The organism is Methylocaldum sp. 14B, from assembly GCF_002005105.1.
GTDB lineage: Bacteria > Pseudomonadota > Gammaproteobacteria > Methylococcales > Methylococcaceae > Methylocaldum.
This window is the reverse complement of record NZ_MSCV01000002.1, coordinates 183,383-204,883: the sequence shown is the minus strand read 5'-3', so window position 1 is coordinate 204,883 and position 21,501 is coordinate 183,383. Positions and strand designations below refer to the sequence as shown.

Annotated in this window: 20 protein-coding genes; 7 read left to right on the top strand and 13 right to left on the bottom strand. The window is 56.8% G+C overall.

Going from position 1 to position 21,501, the window contains the following annotated elements; translation table 11 throughout:
* Window positions 1-112 precede the first annotated feature (112 nt).
* The 13 genes from B2A78_RS02430 to mnmG all read right to left on the bottom strand — a co-directional run bounded on the left by B2A78_RS02430 (window position 113) and on the right by mnmG (window position 11,179).
* Entirely contained in the window at window positions 113-535 is a 423-nt protein-coding gene (locus tag B2A78_RS02430; protein WP_077728317.1) for a F0F1 ATP synthase subunit epsilon, read from the bottom strand.
* Between the two features lie 19 nt (window positions 536-554).
* A complete protein-coding gene (atpD, locus tag B2A78_RS02425) occupies window positions 555-1,937 on the bottom strand; it encodes a F0F1 ATP synthase subunit beta (RefSeq protein WP_077728316.1) in 1,383 nt (460 codons plus the stop codon).
* Window positions 1,938-1,982: 45 nt separating this feature from the next.
* On the bottom strand, window positions 1,983-2,846 hold the full coding sequence (gene atpG / locus B2A78_RS02420; protein ID WP_077728315.1) for a F0F1 ATP synthase subunit gamma: 864 nt from the start codon (window positions 2,844-2,846) through the stop codon (window positions 1,983-1,985).
* Between the two features lie 10 nt (window positions 2,847-2,856).
* Window positions 2,857-4,401, bottom strand: a complete 1,545-nt coding sequence (gene atpA, locus B2A78_RS02415) for a F0F1 ATP synthase subunit alpha (RefSeq protein ID WP_276205320.1) — start codon at window positions 4,399-4,401, stop codon at window positions 2,857-2,859.
* A 10-nt stretch (window positions 4,402-4,411) separates the two neighbouring features.
* Complete coding sequence (locus B2A78_RS02410) at window positions 4,412-4,948, bottom strand: F0F1 ATP synthase subunit delta (RefSeq protein ID WP_077728313.1); 537 nt, start codon at window positions 4,946-4,948, stop codon at window positions 4,412-4,414.
* Window positions 4,948-5,427 carry a F0F1 ATP synthase subunit B gene (locus B2A78_RS02405; protein WP_077728312.1) on the bottom strand — a complete coding sequence of 160 codons (480 nt, stop codon included), beginning with the start codon at window positions 5,425-5,427 and terminating at the stop codon, window positions 4,948-4,950. Before B2A78_RS02405 ends, B2A78_RS02410 begins: the two co-directional genes overlap by 1 nt.
* A gap of 52 nt (window positions 5,428-5,479) precedes the next feature.
* A complete protein-coding gene (atpE, locus tag B2A78_RS02400; protein WP_202901216.1) occupies window positions 5,480-5,737 on the bottom strand; it encodes a F0F1 ATP synthase subunit C in 258 nt (85 codons plus the stop codon).
* A 48-nt stretch (window positions 5,738-5,785) separates the two neighbouring features.
* Window positions 5,786-6,565 (bottom strand): F0F1 ATP synthase subunit A, encoded by a 780-nt coding sequence (atpB, locus tag B2A78_RS02395; protein WP_077728311.1) that lies wholly within the window; start codon window positions 6,563-6,565, stop codon window positions 5,786-5,788.
* An 11-nt stretch (window positions 6,566-6,576) separates the two neighbouring features.
* Window positions 6,577-6,954 (bottom strand): ATP synthase subunit I, encoded by a 378-nt coding sequence (locus B2A78_RS02390; RefSeq protein WP_077728310.1) that lies wholly within the window; start codon window positions 6,952-6,954, stop codon window positions 6,577-6,579.
* A gap of 66 nt (window positions 6,955-7,020) precedes the next feature.
* Window positions 7,021-7,866 (bottom strand): ParB/RepB/Spo0J family partition protein, encoded by an 846-nt coding sequence (locus tag B2A78_RS02385; RefSeq protein WP_077728309.1) that lies wholly within the window; start codon window positions 7,864-7,866, stop codon window positions 7,021-7,023.
* A 9-nt stretch (window positions 7,867-7,875) separates the two neighbouring features.
* The gene (locus B2A78_RS02380; protein WP_077728308.1) at window positions 7,876-8,670 is read right to left on the bottom strand and encodes a ParA family protein; all 795 of its coding nucleotides are present in this window, start codon (window positions 8,668-8,670) and stop codon (window positions 7,876-7,878) included.
* A gap of 7 nt (window positions 8,671-8,677) precedes the next feature.
* Window positions 8,678-9,298: a 16S rRNA (guanine(527)-N(7))-methyltransferase RsmG gene (gene rsmG / locus B2A78_RS02375; RefSeq protein WP_077728307.1), complete on the bottom strand. Its 621-nt coding sequence runs from the start codon at window positions 9,296-9,298 to the stop codon at window positions 8,678-8,680.
* A 6-nt stretch (window positions 9,299-9,304) separates the two neighbouring features.
* Window positions 9,305-11,179, bottom strand: a complete 1,875-nt coding sequence (gene mnmG, locus B2A78_RS02370) for a tRNA uridine-5-carboxymethylaminomethyl(34) synthesis enzyme MnmG (protein ID WP_077728306.1) — start codon at window positions 11,177-11,179, stop codon at window positions 9,305-9,307.
* Window positions 11,180-11,410: 231 nt separating this feature from the next.
* Here mnmG and B2A78_RS02365 point away from each other — a divergent pair, with 231 nt between their 5' ends.
* The 7 genes from B2A78_RS02365 to B2A78_RS02335 all read left to right on the top strand — a co-directional run bounded on the left by B2A78_RS02365 (window position 11,411) and on the right by B2A78_RS02335 (window position 21,492).
* Window positions 11,411-12,352: an NADH:ubiquinone oxidoreductase gene (locus tag B2A78_RS02365; RefSeq protein ID WP_077728305.1), complete on the top strand. Its 942-nt coding sequence runs from the start codon at window positions 11,411-11,413 to the stop codon at window positions 12,350-12,352.
* The gene (locus tag B2A78_RS02360; protein WP_077728304.1) at window positions 12,352-13,866 is read left to right on the top strand and encodes a nickel-dependent hydrogenase large subunit; all 1,515 of its coding nucleotides are present in this window, start codon (window positions 12,352-12,354) and stop codon (window positions 13,864-13,866) included. Before B2A78_RS02365 ends, B2A78_RS02360 begins: the two co-directional genes overlap by 1 nt.
* A gap of 2 nt (window positions 13,867-13,868) precedes the next feature.
* Window positions 13,869-14,327 (top strand): hydrogenase maturation protease, encoded by a 459-nt coding sequence (locus B2A78_RS02355; RefSeq protein ID WP_077728303.1) that lies wholly within the window; start codon window positions 13,869-13,871, stop codon window positions 14,325-14,327.
* Entirely contained in the window at window positions 14,324-16,945 is a 2,622-nt protein-coding gene (locus B2A78_RS02350) for an EAL domain-containing protein (RefSeq protein WP_077728302.1), read from the top strand. The genes B2A78_RS02355 and B2A78_RS02350 overlap by 4 nt, the downstream gene beginning before the upstream one ends.
* Before the next feature lie 692 nt (window positions 16,946-17,637).
* The gene (locus tag B2A78_RS02345) at window positions 17,638-18,552 is read left to right on the top strand and encodes a MoxR family ATPase (protein WP_077728301.1); all 915 of its coding nucleotides are present in this window, start codon (window positions 17,638-17,640) and stop codon (window positions 18,550-18,552) included.
* A 1-nt stretch (window position 18,553) separates the two neighbouring features.
* On the top strand, window positions 18,554-19,507 hold the full coding sequence (locus B2A78_RS02340) for a DUF58 domain-containing protein (RefSeq protein ID WP_077728300.1): 954 nt from the start codon (window positions 18,554-18,556) through the stop codon (window positions 19,505-19,507).
* Entirely contained in the window at window positions 19,504-21,492 is a 1,989-nt protein-coding gene (locus B2A78_RS02335) for a DUF3488 and transglutaminase-like domain-containing protein (RefSeq protein WP_077728299.1), read from the top strand. The genes B2A78_RS02340 and B2A78_RS02335 overlap by 4 nt, the downstream gene beginning before the upstream one ends.
* Window positions 21,493-21,501: the final 9 nt, after the last annotated feature.

Below are 21,501 nucleotides of genomic sequence, written 5' to 3'. Positions count from 1 at the left end.
CGAAAACAGCGACCGGATACTCGTATTTATATTAACGTGAAAAACTAAAAAACCCAGCAAAATACAGGAGCGGCGTGCCCGGTATTTTGCTGGGTCTCGAAAACGGCTGAACTTACGCGCGGCCTTTCCGATATTTCTCCAAGGTTCGAAGCTGCATGACAGCCTCGGCGAGCTGTGCCTGTGCCAGAGCGTAATCGATCTTGCCGGACTTGTCCGACAGCATCTCTTCCGCACGTCTCTTGGCTTCCAGCGCTGCCGCCTCGTCGATGTCTTTGGCGCGAACGGCGGTGTCGGCGAGTATGGTCACGACATGGGGCTGAACCTCGAGCATGCCGCCCGAAATGAAAAACGGATGGACTTCCTGATCGTTAACCTTTACCCGCACCTCGCCCGGCTTCAGCCGGGTGAGGAATGGTGCGTGCCGTGCGGCAATACCCACTTCGCCCATTTCGGCCGGAGCAACCACCAATTCCGCGAGCCCGGAATAAATCTCCGCCTCCGCACTCACGATATCAACGTGGATCGTCATAGCCATAGTGCTTTTTCTCTTTGAATTATGCGGCGCCCCGGTTGGCTTTCTCCAGGGCTTCGTCGATGCTGCCGACCATGTAGAACGCCTGCTCGGGAATATCGTCGTATTCCCCTTCGACGATCCCTTTGAATCCTGAGATCGTATCCTTCAGGGATACGTATTTGCCCGGCGAGCCGGTGAATACTTCGGCGACGAAGAACGGCTGCGACAAGAACCGCTGCACTTTCCGCGCACGGGAAACGGTCAGCTTGTCTTCTTCCGAAAGTTCGTCCATGCCGAGGATCGCGATGATATCGCGAAGCTCTTTGTAGCGCTGCAGGGTGCTCTGCACTTTGCGGGCAACCTGATAATGCTCCTGGCCGACGACGAGCGGATCCAATTGGCGACTAGTCGAATCGAGAGGATCTACCGCCGGGTAGATACCCAGCTCGGCGATCTGACGGGACAAAACCACGGTCGCGTCCAAGTGGGCGAAGGTGGTTGCCGGAGACGGGTCGGTCAAGTCGTCGGCGGGGACGTACACGGCCTGAATCGAGGTGATGGACCCCACCTTCGTCGAAGTAATCCGTTCCTGGAGCACACCCATTTCTTCCGCCAGGTTGGGCTGGTATCCAACCGCGGAAGGCATACGGCCAAGCAACGCGGATACTTCGGTACCCGCCAGCGTGTAGCGGTAAATGTTGTCGATGAACAGCAGCACGTCGCGGCCTTCGTCTCGGAAATACTCTGCCATGGTCAAGCCGGTCAGCGCCACGCGCAGACGGTTGCCCGGCGGCTCGTTCATCTGGCCGTATACCAGCGACACTTTATCGAGAACGTTGCTTTCGCTCATTTCGTGATAAAAGTCGTTCCCCTCGCGCGTCCGTTCGCCGACGCCTGCAAACACCGAATAGCCGCTGTGTTCGATCGCGATGTTGCGGATCAGCTCCATCATGTTTACGGTCTTGCCGACCCCGGCGCCGCCGAACAGGCCGACTTTACCGCCCTTGGCGAAGGGGCAGACCAAGTCGATAACCTTGATGCCGGTTTCCAGCAGCTCATTGGCCGCCGCTTGATCTTGGAAGCTCGGGGCTTTCCGATGAATAGCCCAGCGCTCCTTCTCGCCGATCGCGCCCTTCTCGTCGATCGGATCGCCCAAGACGTTCATGATTCGACCCAAGGTTTCCTTACCGACGGGTACGGAAATCGGAGCTCCCGTATTCGTTACCTTCAACCCGCGCATCAAACCGTCGGTGCTGCCCATGGCGATCGTTCTGACAATACCGTCACCGAGCTGCTGCTGAACTTCGAGCACCAGGTCTTTATCATCCACCTTTAGTGCGTCGTAAACTTTGGGAAGGGTCTCCCGTGGGAACTCCACGTCGACCACGGCGCCGATAATCTGTACGATTTTGCCCGAACTCATGACTGTCCTCGTAAAAACTCTTGCGTTTATTCTGTAACGATTCGCTTAGACCGCAGCCGCGCCGCCGACGATTTCCGCGATCTCCTGGGTAATGGCCGCCTGCCTCGCTTTGTTGTAGATCAGCTGCAACTCTTTGATGAGTTTTCCGGCGTTGTCGGATGCGCTTTTCATTGCGACCATTCGCGCCGCCTGCTCGCAGGCGTTGTTCTCCACCAGACCTTGGAAAACGATCGACTCCACGTACCGGATCAACAGCTGATCGAGCACTTCCTTCGCGTCAGGCTCGTAAATGTAATCCCACTGGCCTTTCTGTTCTTCACCGATGTCCTCCGGTCGGATGGGAAGCAGCTGGACGAGCCGCGGCTTCTGAGTCATCGTATTGAGAAACTCGTTGTAAAGAACGTACAACTCGTCGATCTTGCCCTCGGAATATTCGTCGACCATGGTCTTTATGACGCCGATGATATCCTGCAGATGGGGACGGTCGCCGAGCTTGGTCGCCTGAGAAACCACGTTTGCACCGATCGAACTGAAGAACGCGGTACCCTTTTGGCCAATCGTGCTTAGGGTGACGGCCTTGTCTTCCGCGTTCCATCCGCGCATTCTGCGCAGAGCCAATCTGAATAAATTGGCGTTGAGCCCTCCGCACAGTCCCCGATCGGACGAAATCAGAATGACCCCGACCCGGTTTACCGGTCTCTCGATCGTGAATGGGTGTTTGTATTCCGGGTTCGCGTGAGCCAGATGCTTGATGATCTGCGCGATCTTCCGGGAATACGGCCGCGTAGCCTGCATTCGTTCCTGGGTTCTGCGCATCTTGCTGGCTGCCACCATTTCCATGGCCCGCGTGATCTTCTGAGTATTTTTGATACTCGTGATCTTCAGACGGATTTCTTTTCCGACGGCCATCGATCAATCCCTACCAAGTGTGGGTTTCTTTGTACTTCGTAACCGCAGCGTGCAATGCCGATTGAATCTCGTCATTGTAGTCGCCGGTCGCATTGATCTTTTCCATGAGATCGGCATGTTCCGACTTCATGTAATTTTGCAGACCGTCTTCGAAATCCTTCACCTGATTGACTTGGAGATCGTCCAAAAAGCCTTCGTTGGCGGCGAACAGAGATACGGCCATTTGCGCCACGCTAAGCGGGGAGTATTGGCTTTGCTTCATGATTTCGGTAACGCGCTGGCCGCGCTCGATCTGCTTCCGCGTAGCCTCGTCCAGATCCGAGGCGAACTGCGCGAATGCTGCCAACTCACGGAACTGGGCCAAATCGAGACGAATACCGCCACCCAATTTCCTGATGATCTTGGTCTGAGCGGCACCACCCACACGGGATACGGAAAGACCGGCGTTCACGGCCGGACGGACGCCCGCGTTGAACAAATTGGTCTCAAGGTAAATCTGACCGTCGGTGATCGAAATCACGTTCGTCGGAACGAAAGCCGATACGTCTCCCGCCTGTGTCTCGATGATCGGCAACGCGGTCAGTGAGCCGGTTTTGCCCTTGACCTTGCCGCCGGTCAATTTTTCGACTTCGGCCGCGTTGATTCTGGAGGCACGCTCCAAAAGACGCGAGTGCAGATAGAAAACGTCGCCCGGATAAGCTTCGCGACCCGGCGGGCGGCGGAGCAGCAGTGAAATTTGGCGGTATGCCCAAGCCTGCTTGGTCAAATCGTCATAGATGATCAATGCATCCTCGCCGCGATCCCGGAAGAACTCGCCCATGGCGCATCCGGCATAGGGTGCGATGAACTGCAGCGCCGCGGATTCGGAAGCGGAAGCGGCTACGATGATGGTGTGAGCCATCGCGCCGTGTTCCTCGAGTTTCCGGACCACGTTGGCTATCGAGGACTGCTTCTGGCCGATGGCGACGTAAATACATTTAACGCCCGTGCCTTTCTGATTGATGATGGTATCGACGGCGATGGCCGATTTCCCGGTCTGGCGGTCGCCGATGATCAGCTCGCGCTGGCCTCGGCCGATCGGAATCATTGAGTCAATCGCCTTCAGGCCGGTTTGTAGCGGCTGGCTGACCGACTGTCTAGCAATAACGCCGGGAGCAATTTTTTCGATGGGTGAACGTTCCTTGGTCTCAATGGGACCTTTGCCGTCTATGGGCCGGCCCAGAGCGTCCACAACACGCCCGAGCAATGCCTCGCCGACCGGAACATCAAGAATGCGCCCAGTGCATTTCGCGGTATCGCCTTCAGCCAGATGCTCATAGGCACCGAGCACTACCGCACCAACCGAGTCGCGCTCCAAGTTCAGGGCCATACCAAAGGTATTTTCCTTGAATTCGATCATTTCGCCCTGCATCACTTCGGTCAAGCCGTGGATGCGGACGATGCCGTCGGTCACGCTAACGATCGTGCCCTCGGTGCGGGCCTCGGCACCTATATCGAACTGCTCGATTCGCTTCTTAATGAGTTCACTGATTTCAGATGGGTTCAGCTGCATGATTCTTCTCGCTCTAAGTCCAGAGTCTCTTTGCTAATCTTTCAACCTGGCCGCGGATGGATGCGTCTATCACCCGGTCACCCGCCTTGATGTAAACGCCGCCGATCAAAGTTGGATCGACATCGACGCGCAAACGTGCTTTTTTCTCCAGAACACGCTCCAGCACGGAAGACAACCGCGTTTGTTCAGCGTCTTTCAACGGAAAAGCCGTGCTGACGTCTACCTCGATGTATCCTTCATCCTCGGCCTTATATTGGTTAAATAGCTCGGCGATATATTTAACCAGGTCAAGCCGGCGATTCCGGATCAGCAGCCGGACAAAATTTTGTGCCTCAGTGTCCAGGTGATCTTTGCAGAGACCGAGAAAAGCCTCCGAAAACTGCTCGCGGTTAGCCTTGGGATTGGCCGCGGCTTTAGCTAACTGCTCGTCTTGCATGAGCAGAGTGACGAAAGCGAGCGCGTCGCTCCACTTATCAGCCGTTCCCGTTTCTTTGGCCCTCTTGTAAACCGCAACGGCATAAGGCCTCGCCAACGTCGTTAACTCGCTCATTATGCTTGACCCAACTGCTTACCGAGGTTGTCGATAATTTCCCGATGCTTCTTTTGATCCACTTCTTTCTGCAGGATTTGCTCGGCCGCAGAAATGGCCAGCACCGCTACCTGTTGACGCAAACCTTCTTTCGCCTGCTGCAATTCGCGCTCGATCTCGGCTTTCGCCGCAGCAACGATCCGCTCGCCTTCATCCTTCGCCGATTGCTTGGATTCCTCGACCACCTCGCTGGCGCGCTTTTGCGCTAGATTTACGATGTCTGCGGCCTGATCCTTAGCTTCCCGCAACAAAGCGGTCGCGCGCTTCTCGGCCAACTCCATCTCATGCTTGCCTTTTTCAGCCGAAGCGAGACCGTCGGCAATCTTCTTTTTGCGCTCCTCGAGCGTTTGCATCAAAGGCGGCCACACGTACTTCATGGTGAACCACACCAGAAGCGCAAATGTGATCATTTGGCCGATCAGAGTGGCGTTAATACTCACAGCGCTTTCCTCTTTGGTTGTTTGCCATTAAAGCGTCGCAATCGCGGCTTTTTTAGCCCTTGAGTGCGGACAGGAACGGATTGGCGAAAGTGAAGAACAGAGCGAGACCCACGCCGATCATGGTTACGGCGTCGAGCAGACCGGCGACGATGAACATTTTGACCTGCAGCATCGGAACCATCTCCGGCTGACGCGCGGCGCCTTCCAGGAATTTGCCGCCCAACAGGCCGAAACCGATAGCGGTTCCCATGGCGCCCAGGCCCAGGATGATGCCCACGGCGATTGCGGTCATGCCAGATACAGATGCGATTTCCATTGTTCCTCCGAATTATCGAACGTTAAGGTTGATTGAAAGAGATTAATGATCTTCGTGGGCTAGACTCAGATATACGATGGTCAGAACCATGAAGATGAAAGCTTGCAAAGTGATGATCAGAATATGAAAGACCGCCCAGGGGAAACTCAGCAAGGGCTGCACGTACCAAGGCAGCAGCGCGATCAATATGAAAATCAGCTCGCCGGCATACATGTTTCCGAAAAGACGAAGGCCGAGAGATACCGGTTTCGCCAATTCCTCGACAAGCTTCAGAATCAGGTTGAACGGGATCATCCATACACTGTGAAAAGGGGTCAGAATCATTTCTTTCCCAAAACCAATCGGCCCCTTCACTTTGAAGCTGTAGAACAGAATCAGGAAGAACACCGAAATCGACATCGCAAAGGTCGCGTTCAAATCCGTACTGGGAACCACGCGAAGATAGTCGAGCCCGATGGCCTTGCCGATATCGGGCAACAGGTCGACCGGAATAAGGTCCATCGAGTTCATCAAGAATACCCAGACGAAGATGCTCAACGCCAAGGGTGCGATTAACGCGCTACGCCCATGAAAACTATCCTTGACCTGAGCGTCAACGAATTCGACGATCATCTCCACAAAATTTTGCAGGGGGCCGGGTACGCCGGAAGTCGCCTTTTCAGCCGCCTTGCGGAAAATAATGACGAATAAGCCGCCTAAGAAAACAGAGAAAAACAGGGTATCCAGATGAAATGTCCAGAATCCTTCGCCGGTCGATAAGGGGGTCAAGTGGTGAACGATATATCCAGTTGCCCCGCCAGAGCCGTGTTCTTCTGTCGCCATATTCTCTCTCGTTAGCGTTCGATATCGCGCATCAAAAGCGCACACCAAAATACCATCAATACCGATACGAAACCGGCAAATAATGGCAGGAATAAAATGTTAGGCAGTTGGAAAATTAAAATAAATAAACCGGCGGTTATGATTATTTTTATGCTTTCGCCGATATAAAACGATCTCACGATGTCTTTTGCCGTTCTTGTTTTATCGGAAAATCCGAATTTTGCGGCGAAATAGACGTTCGGCAAAAAGGCTATCAACCCGCCGAGCAACGCTGACCTAGCTGCCAGCCAACCGAAGAAGGCCAACGTGAAACCGCCGATCAGTGCAATCGCAAGAAGCTGCATCAACAGAACCCGCTTGACGGCGAAAAACAACTTTTTCGCACCCATTGAGGGCCCCCAAACAAATGCTTCGGAATGATAACAACCAAAATGCGGAAGATCAATGTTGCATGTTTATTTCAAGCGATCGAGCACACCTTCCAGTTGATCCAGGCTGTCGTAATGGATGACGAGTTGTCCGGCGCCTTTTTTTCCGTGTTTGATCAGCACGGGAGCGCCGATTCGCGTGGCGATTCGCTCTTCGAGGCGGCGAATGTCGGGATCCTTCATCTCCGGTTTTCGCGCCTTTTGCCCATCCCGGAGCTTTTGGATAAGCAACTCCGTAGCACGAACGCTCAACTTTGCCGAAGCGACTTTACGGGCAATTTCAGCCTGAAGCTGAAATTCCAGCGCGAGTATCGCCCGAGCGTGTCCCATTTCTATGGCACCGGTAAGCAGAAGATGCTTAGCATCCGGATGAAGTTCGTTCAAGCGCAGCAAGTTGCTGACGGTAGCCCGGGATTTGCCGACGGCATCCGCGACCTGCTGGTGGGTCATCTCGAACTCTTCGAGCAGGCGCTTCAGGGCTTCCGCCTCCTCGAGAGGATTCAAGTCTTCTCGCTGGATATTTTCGATAAGGGCGATCGCTAAGGCGGTCTGATCCGTAACCTCGCGCACGACCACCGGCAAATCGTGCAATCCTGCCAGTTGGGCCGCCCGCCACCGTCTCTCGCCGGCGATGATTTCGTACTGGCTGTCGCCCATAGGTCTGACCACCACGGGCTGGACCACGCCCTGCGCACTGATCGAATCGGCCAATTCTTGAAGTCGCGCCGGGTCGATATCCTTGCGCGGCTGGAAACGGCTCGGCCTGAGTTGATCTATGGAAAGCGTTCTGAGCTTCTCGGTCTCGTTTTCGAGTTTCGCGCCGCCCAACAGGACATCGAGGCCGCGGCCGAGTCCTCGTCTTTTTGCCGTCATGACTTGAATTTATTGAAGAATTGAAGGAATTTTTCGCGATTTTTGATTGCGTCGCACGATTTCGCCCGCCAAGGCCAGATAAGCGACGGCTCCTCGAGAAGACTTATCGTACTTTATCGCTGGCAAACCGTGGCTCGGCGCCTCGGCAAGCCGAATGTTGCGCGGGATGATGGTGCGGAAGACCTTATCGCTGAAATGGGCGATCAATTGCGCGGAAACGTCATTGGCGAGCCGGCTGCGTGGATCGTACATCGTGCGAAGCAAACCCTCGACACGAAGTTCCGGATTGACCGAGTCGCGGATATTCCCCAGCGTATCCATTAAATCCGAAAGTCCTTCCAAGGCGTAATATTCGCACTGCATGGGAATCAACACGCTGTCCGCAGCGACCAAGGCGTTGAGCGTCAGCACGTTAAGCGACGGTGGGCAGTCGACGAGGATGAACTGGTAATCGTCGCGGCAACTCTTGAGCGCCTCGGCAAGCGCGCGCTCTTTGCCTGCCTGTTTCATCAGTTCGACCTGAGCGGCAGTCAGATCGGCATTACCCGGCAGAAGATCGAAGCCGATCTCGGTCAAAGATTTGACGGCCTCGCGTACCGTGGCGTGACGCGTCAATACGTCGTAAGACGAATTTTTGAGACTTTTCTTGTCAACGCCGCATCCCATAGTCGTGTTGCCTTGCGGATCCAGATCCACAAGCAAAACGCGATGCTTGATCGCCGCAAGCGACGCAGCCAAGTTAATGCTGGTGGTCGTTTTACCCACGCCCCCCTTTTGGTTGGCTACCGCAATAATTTTGCCCATGGTTTCCTCAGCCGATAGCTATTTCGATCAAATGACGTTCGACGTCCAGACCCGGAATCTTTAAACGATGACTCTTAACCGGCGAGTCTTTAAGGGTCTGTATTTCGCCCTCCGGAAACTGCCCTTTCTGAGCCAATATCACGCCGTGGGGAGCCAGCATTCTGCGCGTTGTCTCCATTATTTCCGCAAGGCTCGCATAAGCCCGCGCCAATATCGTGTCGAATCCGTGGTCCGGATGGTAGTCTTCCACCCGCGAGGTGACGACCTCCACGTTCGCGAGACCCAATTCGATCACGGCCTGCTGAACAAAACGGGTCTTCTTCGCGTTGCTGTCCAACAGAACGAAATGCCTGCTCTCGCTCATGACAGCCAAGGGAATACCCGGCAAACCGGCCCCGGTTCCCACGTCCAGTATCCTTTCGCCCCGGAGATACGGCCAAATGGTAAGACTGTCGAGCAGATGCAAATCCACTCCCGTCCGCAATTCGCGGATGGCCGTCAAGTTGTAAACCCGGTTCCATTTCTGGATTAAGCGCAGAAAGGCCAAAAGCTTTTCGTGTTGCTCCGGCGTAAACGGTATGTTTAACGCGGTTATTCCGTCCGCTAGACGTCTACCGATTTCGTCCACTTAAGATCAGGCGCTCTTCTTTTTAAGATGGACCAACAGCAGCGAAATCGCCGCCGGTGTGACGCCCGGAATCCGCGCTGCTTGCCCGACAGTTTCGGGACGTTGTTGTTTGAGCTTTTCCCGGACCTCGTTGGACAACCCGATGACGTTCTGATAATCGAGACTTTCCGGCAAACGCCAATGGTCGTAGCGGCGAGAGCGCTCGATCTCCGCCTGCTGGCGATCGATGTAGCCTTGGTACTTCGCCTGAATTTCGACTTGATCGAGAACTTGCTCGTTTTCTTCTTCAGTTAACCGAGCGGATATCGCTTGGAGGTGTTCGATGCGGATCTCCGGTCGCCGCAGCAGTTCGAGTAGGGTGGATTCCCGCAACAGCGGCGCACTCAGGAACCGGCTTATGGTTTCGGCTTCGGCAGTATTCGGTCTGACATACGTTTTTGCCAGGCCGGTCTGTATCTCCGCAATGGCCTGCTGCTTCGCTTCGAATGCACGCCAGCGCTCGTCGTCCACCAATCCGAGTTCGCGGCCTTTCCCGGTCAGCCGAAGATCGGCGTTGTCCTCTCGTAGCAGCAACCGGTATTCCGCCCGGCTGGTGAACATGCGATAGGGTTCGCTCGTGCCCCGAGTGATCAGATCGTCGATCAGAACCCCCATGTAAGCCTCGTCGCGCATAGGCGACCAGGGTTCCAGATCCTTGGCCTTGCGCGCGGCGTTGACGCCCGCGATCAGACCTTGCGCGGCGGCTTCCTCGTATCCCGTCGTGCCGTTGATCTGTCCGGCGAAGAACAGGTTCTCGAGGTGCTTGGTTTCGAGCGAGGACTTCAGGTCGCGCGGATCGAAGAAATCGTATTCGATGGCGTAGCCCGGCCGTGTGATATGAGCGTTTTCGAAACCGCGTATCGACCTCACAAGCTCGTACTGCACGTCGAAGGGCAGACTGGTCGAAATGCCGTTCGGATAGATTTCGTAAGTATCGAGACCTTCGGGTTCAACAAAAATCTGGTGCGAATCCCTTTCCGCGAAACGCACGACCTTGTCTTCGATAGAGGGACAATAGCGCGGCCCGACCCCTTCGATAACGCCCGCATACATCGGCGAGCGGTCGAGACCGCAGCGGATGATATCGTGAGTCCGTTCGTTGGTACGGGTGATGTAGCAAGGCACTTGGCGAGGATGTTCCTCCCGCCGGCCGAGGAATGAGAACACGGGAACCGGCTCGTCGCCGGGCTGCTCCAGCATGACCGCATAATCGATGCTTCGCCCGTCGATCCGAGGAGGCGTTCCGGTCTTGAGCCGGCCGACCCGAAACGGCAGTTCGCGCAAACGCGCCGCCAAAGCGTTAGAGGGCGGATCGCCCGCCCGGCCGCCTTCGTAGTTTTCGAGACCGATATGAATCCGGCCGGCCAGGAAGGTGCCTACGGTGAGGACCACCGTACGAGCCCTGAATTTGAGCCCCATCTGCGTGATCACGCCGGCTGCGCGGTAATTTTCCACGATCAGATCGGATACGGCCTGCTGGAATAAGGTCAAATTCGGCTGAGTTTCCAGCACCCGACGCACGGCTTTCTTATAAAGCACGCGATCGGCTTGGGCCCGAGTCGCCCGCACCGCCGGGCCTTTGCTGGCATTGAGCACACGGAACTGAATGCCGGCTCGGTCCGCAGCATGCGCCATCAAGCCGCCCAGAGCATCGATCTCCTTGACCAAATGCCCTTTGCCGATCCCCCCGATAGCGGGATTGCAGCTCATCTGGCCAAGGGTTTCGATGTTCTGGGTAAGCAGCAGCGTCTTAGAGCCAGTCCGCGCAGCCGCCAAAGCCGCTTCCGTACCAGCGTGTCCGCCACCGACCACGATGACGTCGAATTCGGTGGAAAAATGCATGAGAGTTGAAATTTCAGGCAGATAGACCGGTTTTGCACTCCCCTGAAGTGCGCGCATAGCTTACTACATCGAACGCCAAAATTGGCATTGCGTTTAAGCCAAGACACGCCCGTACGCTCTGTGATGCAAAGCCACGCAATCTTTTTACCTATACACTATTGTTCAACACATTCTACACCTAGCGTTAACAAATCGAACAACACGGCTCCGCCAGTCCTTATCGAAACTCCGATGACTACATTACTTTGGCTACAAACCGGTGCCTGTGGCGGCGATACGATGTCGATCCTGTGCGCCGACAGTCCGTCGCTGGAAGAACTCCTGGATCAATACGGCATCGACATCCTCTGGCAACCGTCCTTGTCCTCAGAGCCCAAAGGGAAGCTGGACGCCCTGATCGAGGCCATTCTCAGGGACGAGCAAAGACTCGATATCTTGTGCATCGAAGGCAGCATCATGACCGGACCCAATGGATCCGGCCTGTACGATCCGTATCGCGGCCGTTCCAAGATGAGTTTGGTCAGGGAGCTGGCGGAAAAATGCCGTTATCTGGTTGCCATGGGTACTTGTGCGGCCTTCGGCGGCGTCCACGCCGCACCCCCCAATCCGACCGACTGCACAGGCATCCAGTTCGACAAGAAACTTCCCGGCGGCTTGCTGCCTGCCGAATGGCGGTCGCGAGCGGGAGCGCCGGTCATCAATGTCTCCGGCTGTCCGGCACATCCCAACGCCATGACCAAGACGCTGGCCATGCTGGCTTCCGGACTTCCGTTGGAACTCGACCATCTCAACCGCCCTAAGGATTTTTTCAATTCCCTGGTGCATCAAGGCTGCACGCGGAACGAGTATCACGAGTACGACGTCGAGGACAGCGCCTTCGGCGAAAAGGGCTGTTTGTTCTTCAACCTGGGCTGCCAGGGACCGACCACGCATGCCATTTGCAATACCGAGCTTTGGAACGGCCGCAGCAGTAAAACCCGCGCGGGAGTACCCTGTTTCGGCTGTACGTCCCCGGACTTCCCGCTGGACCAGGATCTGTTTCGCACCGAGAAAATCGGCGCCGTTCCGATAAACCTGCCCTTGGGGGTGGAGCGCGCCAATTATATGGCGTACAAGAGCCTGGCCCACGAGGCCGCGCCCGAACGGGTCCTGAATAAAGAAATGGATCCCTGATGGCTAGACGAATTATCCAGATCGATCTTAATCGGGTCGAAGGCGACCTGGAATTCCAGTTGGAGCTGGAAGGTCGCGAAGTGGTAGATGCCCGCTGCATCGGTTCGCTCTATCGGGGATTCGAGCAAATCCTCATAGGCCGAAAACCTAAGGACGCATTGGTCATTACGCCCCGAATCTGCGGCATTTGCGGCACCGCCCATCTCTATTCGGCCGTTCTGGCCCTGGAGCAAATCGGTCGTATTGCCGTGCCCCCCAATGCTTCCCGCATCCGCAATCTATGCCTGATGGCCGAGACGGTGCAAAGCGATCTGCGGCAATCGTTTCTATTCTTTACCGCCGATTTTTGCCATCCCAAATATGCCGGCCGGCCGCTTTACGAAAAAACACTGGGGGCCTTCCTGCCCTTCAAAGGCTGGGCCCATCGCGGCACCCTGGAGCATTCGCGCCATGTTCCCGGGATCGTTGCCATCTTCGGAGGCCAGTGGCCCCATTCCTCCTACATGGTGCCGGGCGGGGTGACGGCTCCTCCCACCAGTCGCCGCATCCTGGACAGCCTGTCCATCATCAACAATCTGACCCGATGGTTCGAGCAGGCAGTCATCGGAACCGATCTGGGTCCCTGGCTGGAGCTCGAATCCGCCGACCAGCTCTTCGCCTGGCTCGAAGCCGCGGACACTCACGCGAATAGCGCCATCGGCCTGATGACGAGGATGAGCCGCGACATCGGCCTGCACCGTTCCGGTTTCGGAACTTCCCATATGCTGAGCTGCGGCGCTTACTGCGATTCGGCCGGCGGGCAGATGTTCAAATCGGGCTTCCTCGATGGCGATACGGGGAAGATCGAACCTTTCGATCAGGCCGAAATCGCCGAGCACGTGCGCTATTCCTGGTTCGAGCCGTATGAAGGCGGCCGCCATCCGTTCCGCGGTGAGACCATTCCGGATTTTCAACCCCACTCCAATCGCTATTCCTGGAGCAAGGCGCCCCGCTATCGGAACGAGGTGGTACAAACGGGTCCCCTGGCCGAATTGCTGATCGACGGCGATCCGCTGATCGGCTCGCTGTATCGGGCGGAGGGCGGAAACACCTGGTTGCGGCAGTTCGCCCGCCTGCGCCGCACGGCTTTGCTGCTCCAGAAAATGCGGGAGATCCTGCACGAGCTGGCCGCCCATCTGGACGATCCCCACTTTACTTCGCCTGCCGCGGACGAAATCCCGGACGGGGAGGGATTCGGACTGATAACTGCGGCACGGGGTGCCCTGGGCCACTGGGTGCAAGTCACCGACGGAGCCATTTCCCGGTACCAGGTCATCACGCCGACCGCCTGGAACGCATCGCCCAAGGACAGCGAAGGCCGGCACGGACATTGGGAGAGTAGTTTGATCGGCCTTACCGTCGACGATCCGGACGATCCCGTGGAGATCGGCCATATTATCCGCTCCCACGATCCCTGCCTGGTTTGCACCGTGCACCTGTTGGATACGGGCAAGCGGATGACGGTCTGGCCCTGATCATGGACGGTCGTCACATCGTCTGTTTCGGTAACGAGTTGCACGGCGACGACGGCTTCGGCATCCGCGTTTATCAACAGCTCCGCCGGCTGGCTTGGCCGAGGGACGTCAAGCTGTTCAACGCGGGCATAGCCGGACTGAACGCACTGGAATTCTTGACCGATTGCCGTCAGGCGATTCTGGTTGACGCATTGGCCGATACGGGGAATGCCGGCGCTGTTTGCGTATTCAAACCCGACGATACGGTCGGACGCTGGGAAACCCCCATCGGTCATGGCTTGGGTATTCCGTACTTGTTGAAGGCCCTCGAAATCGTCTGCGAGTCGCCACCGGACATCATCATCGTGGGGGCCGAGGTCGAGAAAAGGGCCATCAAGCCTTTCTCTCCCGGTCTGTCCGGCAAGTCGGAACGCGCCGTCGAAAAGGCGGTCCGTACCATCCAGCGTCTGGTGTCGGTGTGAAACCCCTAAACCCGCCGAGCCGCCGTATCGCCGTCGAATCGGTGACTCTCGTCGAAACGGCCTGTCCGCCCCGTTGGACGGGGCGCATTCTTTTTCCGGGCGAACGCCGATTCACGGACATCCTCATTTTCAGCAGGGATGGCCAATTCTGGGCGATTCCCGCCCATTGTCCGCATGAGGGTCACGATTTGACGGACTGTCCCTTGTTCGACGGCGGAAAGTTGATCTGTCCGGTGCACGGCCAGCGTATCGAACTGAATTCGGCAGCACTGAAGGTCGAAGTGGACAACGGCCGATTTAACATCCCCTTGCCGGAGAAGGGACCCTATTGGATTTGCAACACCGATCACGAACCAAGTCGCGGGGAAGAGGATTCCGAAGCCCTCCGCCAAATGAGGGAAGAAACCGAAAAACTGAGGCTGGCGAATCTGAAACAGGAAAAACGCATCCTGGCCATCACCCGAAGCATGGATGCCATGCTCAAGGAATCGGAGCAACAGAAGGCGAAACTCAAGGAAGCCATGGGACGCCAGCAGGCTCTCAGCCGCTTCATCCAGCGTGTGCTGGACACCATGGATGATGTTCTGGTCGTCGTCGATGCGGAGGGCCGCATCCGTCAGGTCAACGGAGCGGCGGAACGCCAGCTCGGGCTCTCCGAGGAAGCGTGGTCCGGTTCCCCTGTCGACGAACTGCTGTCCCCGGAAGACAGACGGTTTCTCGCCGCGCAATTGCCACCCTTGCCCTGGCCGGCGAAATCGGCACTGCTGGAGACCATCCGTTTGCACAAATCCTATAGCGGCGAGCACCGTCTGTCCGTTCCGCCCCGCCAGCGCCCGGGCCCGATTTACTGGCTGAAGGGCAACCTGCTGCACTCGGAGCAGGGCAAGCTGGAAGGCGCCGTCATCACGGCGACGAACATCACCGAAATCAAAGCAAGGGAAACCCAACTGCGGCTGAACGCCAAAGTATTCGAGAACACCAGCGAGGCGATTTTCATCACCGATCTCGAGGGAACGATTCTGGACGTGAACGACGCATTTTGTGATATCAGCGGCTATCGGCGATCGGAGGTGGTGGGTCAAAGCACCCGTTTGCTCAAATCGGGTCTGCAAGACCAGGCATTTTACGTCCGTATGTGGAAAACCCTTTTAAGCAAAGGCTATTGGAAGGGCGAAATCTGGGATCGGCGGAAGAGCGGCGAGTGCTTCCCGATGCTGCTGACCATCAATGCCGTCGCCGACGAGCGGGACAGGCTCACCCATTACGTGGCCGTCGCCCTGGATATCAGCAGCTTGAAACATGCCGAGAGAAAATTGGAACAATTGGCCTACTACGATTCTCTGACGGGCCTGCCCAACCGCTTTCTCTTCAAGGAACGGTTCGAGCACGAAAGCGCTCTGGCGCTACGCAACGGAACCAGGTTGGCCGTATGTTTCATCGATCTGGACAATTTCAAGGATGTCAATGACACGCTGGGGCACTGGGCCGGCGATTACCTGCTGAAGGAAGTCGCGTCGCGTATCCGGAACTGCCTGCGCAAAACCGATACCGTGGCGCGGTTCGGCGGAGACGAGTTCACCATCATTCTGTCGAACGTCGCCGATGCCGCGGAACCCGCCGATGTTGCCCAGAAACTTATCGATACGGTGGGGAAGCCGATCCACATTCAGAACCATCAGATCTTCGTGGGCGCCAGCATCGGCATAGCTTTATTCCCCGACGACGGTCGGGATTTCACCACCTTGACCAAACACGCCGATGCCGCCATGTATGTGTCCAAGGCAAAGGGACGCCGGACATTCCGCTATTTCGAAGACCACATGAAAGAGGAGCCGCGCCAGCGCATGGTGATGGAAACCCAGTTGCGCCAGGCGATCGAGCGGGAGGAGTTCTTACTCTACTATCAGCCCAAGGTCGACTGCGTTTCGAACCGGATCACCGGCGCTGAAGCGCTGATCCGCTGGCGGCACCCCGAGCAGGGCATCGTATCGCCCGGCCGCTTCATCACCATTGCCGAAGAAACGGCCCTGATCATTCCGCTCGGTCAATGGATTCTCAGGACAGCCTGTTTAAGAACCAGCGCTTGGCAGCACAAACTGCCGGAATTCCGAATCGCTATCAACCTCTCGGCCAAACAACTTTTAGCGGACGATTTCATCGACTTGCTGGATCGCGTGCTGGCCGAAACAGGAACCGATCCCGGGGCCGTCGAATTGGAAATCACCGAAACCTTGGTAATGCACGACATCGAAAAAGCGTCCGAGCGGCTGAGCCGTATCCGGGATCGCGGCATCCATATCGCCATGGACGATTTCGGCACCGGCTATTCGTCCTTGTCTTATCTGCAAAAATTGCCCGTCCAGACCATCAAGATCGACCGCTCCTTCATCCATGCCTACACCGGCGACCCGACTTCGGAGCAAGCGGCGCTGATCAAGACCATCGTGACTTTGGGGCAAATCCTCAATTTAAAGGTCGTGGCCGAAGGCGTCGAAACTCGGGAGCAACTGGAACTTTTAAAATTCTATGGCTGCCACGAAATTCAGGGTTACTACGTTTCTCCCCCTCTGCCGGAGGACGAGTTCGAAAAACGCTTTATCGAGCAGCGGGACTCTTGAATCCAATGCCGCTCCGAGCATTTCTTTGAGCGTTTTTTCAGCATGCACGCGCAGCCCCCGAGTTCCAAGCATTCAGCCATAGAGCGGAGATACGAATTCGCCTAGATCGATTGTTCGGGGAGACTGTCCCAGCCGTTCAGTCCGTCCGTTTTCAGGCTAATCTCCAGTAGCAATTCGACCTCTATCCAGAACGGCCGTGCGTGCCGATGCAGTCCCGGGCATGCAGTTCCTTGTACTAGCGCCGGACATCCAATGCATCAAGAGTTTGCGCATCGGCTCGGAAAGCCCTGGTTCGAGCTTAGAGCATTTTCATATCTACCGTACGGGCACTCGCGAGTAGGTCGGGAATCCTTTCACGGCGCATTTGTCGGCAAAGGATTGCCGACCTACAAATACTTGAGTCGATTTACCCTAGCCGAAAGCGCCAACGACTTCCGTCAAGTCCGTTATGCCGTATGAGCGAGATGAACACTTCGCTGTCATTTCGGCGGGCGGTCAGAATCGCGGGCTCAAGATGCCTAGAAACCCATCGGGGCGTCGTTTTAGGTTATATCCCAAAAACATACCGGATTTTGGGATATAACCGATTCAGATGCTTTCGAATTGATACGGAAGCCCGCGTCCGGTCTCTGCGCCGTCGCGTCTTCCGACAAAGCTATACTTCGTTGCGAAAACGACTTCTCAGGTTCTCCATGCGCAACGCCCTAAACCGACTCTTCCATACCGCCAACACCGTCATCCTCGGCAAGCCGCGTCAGATCCGTCTCGCGATCTGTTGCCTGCTGGCGCGGGGGCATTTACTCATCGAGGATGTGCCCGGCGTCGGCAAAACGACCTTGGCGCACACTCTCGCCAACCTTTTGGGCCTCAAATACCAACGCATTCAGTTCACCAGCGATCTTTTGCCGGCCGATATCGTCGGCTCGTCGATCTTCGACGGGAACAACCATGCGTTTCATTTTCAACCCGGTCCGATCTTCCACCAAATGATCTTGGCTGACGAGATCAACCGCTCGACCCCGAAAGCCCAGAGCGCGCTGCTCGAAGCGATGGAAGAACACCAAGTCACGGTCGAGGGAGAAACCCGTTCGCTGCCGGAACCGTTTTTCGTCATCGCTACTCAAAATCCTGTGTGCCAGATCGGAACGTTTCCTTTGCCCGAGTCTCAATTGGACCGGTTCCTGATGCGCATTAGCTTGGGTTATCCGGATAGCCGGTCGGAGCGTGCCTTGCTCAAAGGCGAGGACCGCTCCGTTTTGCTCGAAAAACTCCCGGTCTGCCTTCAGACGGACGAATTAGTGGCGATCCAGGACCAGGTCAGGAGCATACACGTCTCCGATGCGCTGTTGGATTATCTCCAGGCGCTGATCAGATTCGGCCGCGAATCCGGTCATTACGAATGCGGATTATCGCCGCGCGCGGGCCTCGCCCTGTTGAACGCCGCCCGCGCCTGGACCTTCATCGAAGGCCGTGAAGCGGTCTTGCCCGAGGACGTGCAGGCGGTATTGGCTCCGGTTTGCGGGCATAGGCTGCGTCCCGTATCGAGCGGCGCTACGAACGCCGACGTCATTGTGGCGCCGATGCTGGAACAGGTTGCGGCGGTTTGAGATGACTGCGCTCCCGCTTCGGGAACGGCTGGACCTTCGGCGCTTCCTCCGAGGCGAAAAAGCGATCGATGGGCCGGTCATGTTGTCTCACCGGCGAATCTTCATTCTGCCCAGCCGATCCGGCTTGGCCCTTGCGCTGCTCCTGTTGATTCAGTGGCTCACCGCCATCAACTATGGCAACAATCTGGCGTTCATCCTCACTTTCCTATTGGCGGCGGCTGCCATGTCCTCGTTGTTCTACAGCTACCGCAACCTTTCCGGACTGAGCGTCGGCGCCGGAAAAATGAGCCCCGTCTTCGCCGGCGACCTGGCATCTTTCGAGTTGCGGCTGACCAACTCCGCGGCTTTGCCGCGCTATGGCATCGAGTTGAGGCTGAAAGACGCCGAGGCGTTACGGATGGACATACCTCCCGAGGGTACTGTTTCGGCAATCCTTCGGGTCCCAGCGGAAAAGCGGGGCTGGCTCGAGCTCGACACCGTAACCATCAGCACCGCGTTTCCTTTGGGAATCTTCTACGCCTGGTCGCCGATCAATCTGAAATATAAGGTTCTGGTCTACCCGAGACCCACCCAGGAACGATTGCCTTTCCCACGTTCCGAGGACGATCATGTCGGTGCCCGACCACGAAATGCTTCCGATGATTTCCACGGGTTTCGGGCTTATCAACCGGGCGATCCGTTCAAGCACATTCATTGGAAAAGTCTGGCCAAAGGACGCGATCCGGTAATCAAGCAATACGCGGGGGACGAAACGGAAGTCCTTCATTTGAACTGGACGGATACCAAGGGATTGGATACGGAGGCGCGCTTGAGCCGGTTTTGCCGCTGGGTGTTGGATGCCGAGCAGGCTGGGATGCGATATGCCCTCAGCTTGCCAGGAACGACCATAGCCGAAGGTCACGGCGCATCGCACTGCCGGAAGTGTCTCGAGTCGCTGGCTCTGTTCGATCTATGAAGAAGCCCGCAGCAACGTCGTTCGTGCCGGATCGGACGCAGGAAAACCTGCTTCTATTCAGTGTTTTCTTCGTTGCCGCACCGCATCTTCTCAATCTCGGCTGGGCAATCGTTCTTTATTTTTCCTTGATGGCGGCCTGGCGATTCGCGTCAGGGTATCGGCCCGCCTTGCTGCCCGGCCGTCTGCTGTTGTTTCTTCTGACCTTGTCCGGCGCAGCTTTGGTTTACGTCGATTACCATCGCTTTTACGGACGCGAAGCCGGATCCAGCCTCTTTCTCGTCGGCCTGGGACTGAAACTGATGGAAATGCGGAACCGGCGCGACGTATACCTGGTGGTCTATCTCGCGTTCTTCGTGGCTCTGACTCAGTACCTGTTCTCCCAGAGCATCGCCCTGGCCGTCTATACGCTGGCTGCCGTTGCCTTGCTGATTTCCGTATTGATCGGCCTGAACGCGGGTCCTGTCCTGTCGCTCAAAACCCAGTTCAGAATGGCGGCGTCATTGGTGGCGCAAGCCATGCCGATCATGGTAGTCCTGTTCATATTCTTCCCGCGTATCGCGGGGCCTTTGTGGAAGCTTCCGGACGATCCGAGCAGCGCAAAGACCGGGCTCAGCGATATCATAGAGCCCGGCAGCGTCAGCCGCCTCGCCTTGTCGCGGGAGCCGGCTTTTCGCGCCGATTTCGAAGGTCCCTTGCCGCTGCCCGCCGAGCGCTACTGGCGAGGCCCGGTGTTCTGGCATACCGATGGAAGACGCTGGACCCTGCCGCCGGAACAAGGCCGGAACACCGTTCAGGCACCGGCATTCTCCGGACCGGCTTACCGTTACACGATCACTCTTGAGCCGCATCAAAAACGCTGGGTTTTCGCTTTGGATCTACCCAAAGTTTTTCCCGAGAACCTCGCTCAGACGCCCGAATATTTGCTGCTGACGCCGCAAAACGTCGGCGAACGCCGGCAATACACGATCAGCTCCTATCCGAATTACCGAACCGGCGAACTCAGCCCCGCCGAGCGGGAACAGGGTCTCCAGCTGCCGGATAGACCTTCGGCACGCATGCTCCGGCTGGTCGAACGCTGGCGCCAGTCGTCGTCGGACCCAAAAGACATCGTGAACAAGGCGCTGCTCCATTTTCGCGAGGAGCCGTTCGTATACACGCTCAACCCGCCGGTCATACGCGACAAGCCGGTGGACACCTTTCTTTTCGAGACCCGCAAGGGCTTTTGCGAGCATTACGCCACGGCGTTCGTTTATCTGATGCGGGTGGCGGGAATTCCGGCGAGGGTGGTAACCGGTTATCAGGGAGGGCAATGGAACCCGGTTGGAAAATTCCTGGAAGTACGCCAAGCCGATGCTCACGCCTGGGCCGAGGTGTGGTTATCCGAACAAGGCTGGACGCGCGTCGACCCCACTGCCGCCGTGGCGCCGCACCGGATCGAGCAGGGGATAGACCTGGATCGGCAAATGGCCGATCACGAGGTCAGTTTCAGTCCTGTCGGACGGGCACTGGCCGATGCCGCTTTCGATCTCCACGACTGGTACGATCAGGCACGTCTCATCTGGGCCAGCGTCGATCACGCTTGGAACCAGCGGGTGTTGAGCTATAACCCGGAAAACCAAAAGCGTTTTTGGGAAGCTTTGGGTATCGTAGACTGGCGGGGATTGATCACCTGGCTGACTGCGCTGTTAATCCTCTGCGGCGTGCTGGTCGGACTTTGGCTGCGCCCTCGCCGAAAGCCCAAGGCGGCCGATCCCGCCATGGCGGCTTACAATCGATTCCTCAAAAAAATGGCAAAAAACGGGCTGGTCAAACAGACCGGCGAAGGACCCCGTGATTTCGCTTTACGCGCCGCCTCCGAACGGCCCGAGGCCAAAGAGGCCATCGGCGCCATCACCACGCTGTTCCTGCGGATCCGATACGGACGACAGGCAGATCCGCGCGATATCGACCAGCTGAGGCGACGCGTGAGAGCGTTGAGGGTTTAAACGCGCGCG

What these genes read in the sequence shown, in the direction of transcription:
- B2A78_RS02390 (WP_077728310.1), bottom strand. Translation starts at nt 6,954, where the DNA reads ATGGGTGCGAAAAAGTTGTTTTTCGCCGTCAAGCGGGTTCTGTTGATG.
- atpB (WP_077728311.1), bottom strand. Translation starts at nt 6,565, where the DNA reads ATGGCGACAGAAGAACACGGCTCTGGCGGGGCAACTGGATATATCGTT.
- mnmG (WP_077728306.1), bottom strand. Translation starts at nt 11,179, where the DNA reads ATGCATTTTTCCACCGAATTCGACGTCATCGTGGTCGGTGGCGGACAC.
- atpG (WP_077728315.1), bottom strand. Translation starts at nt 2,846, where the DNA reads ATGGCCGTCGGAAAAGAAATCCGTCTGAAGATCACGAGTATCAAAAAT.
- B2A78_RS02335 (WP_077728299.1), top strand. Translation starts at nt 19,504, where the DNA reads ATGAAGAAGCCCGCAGCAACGTCGTTCGTGCCGGATCGGACGCAGGAA.
- B2A78_RS02380 (WP_077728308.1), bottom strand. Translation starts at nt 8,670, where the DNA reads ATGGGCAAAATTATTGCGGTAGCCAACCAAAAGGGGGGCGTGGGTAAA.
- B2A78_RS02355 (WP_077728303.1), top strand. Translation starts at nt 13,869, where the DNA reads ATGGACGGTCGTCACATCGTCTGTTTCGGTAACGAGTTGCACGGCGAC.
- atpD (WP_077728316.1), bottom strand. Translation starts at nt 1,937, where the DNA reads ATGAGTTCGGGCAAAATCGTACAGATTATCGGCGCCGTGGTCGACGTG.
- B2A78_RS02410 (WP_077728313.1), bottom strand. Translation starts at nt 4,948, where the DNA reads ATGAGCGAGTTAACGACGTTGGCGAGGCCTTATGCCGTTGCGGTTTAC.
- B2A78_RS02345 (WP_077728301.1), top strand. Translation starts at nt 17,638, where the DNA reads ATGCGCAACGCCCTAAACCGACTCTTCCATACCGCCAACACCGTCATC.
- B2A78_RS02365 (WP_077728305.1), top strand. Translation starts at nt 11,411, where the DNA reads ATGACTACATTACTTTGGCTACAAACCGGTGCCTGTGGCGGCGATACG.
- B2A78_RS02385 (WP_077728309.1), bottom strand. Translation starts at nt 7,866, where the DNA reads ATGACGGCAAAAAGACGAGGACTCGGCCGCGGCCTCGATGTCCTGTTG.
- B2A78_RS02360 (WP_077728304.1), top strand. Translation starts at nt 12,352, where the DNA reads ATGGCTAGACGAATTATCCAGATCGATCTTAATCGGGTCGAAGGCGAC.
- B2A78_RS02340 (WP_077728300.1), top strand. Translation starts at nt 18,554, where the DNA reads ATGACTGCGCTCCCGCTTCGGGAACGGCTGGACCTTCGGCGCTTCCTC.
- B2A78_RS02430 (WP_077728317.1), bottom strand. Translation starts at nt 535, where the DNA reads ATGGCTATGACGATCCACGTTGATATCGTGAGTGCGGAGGCGGAGATT.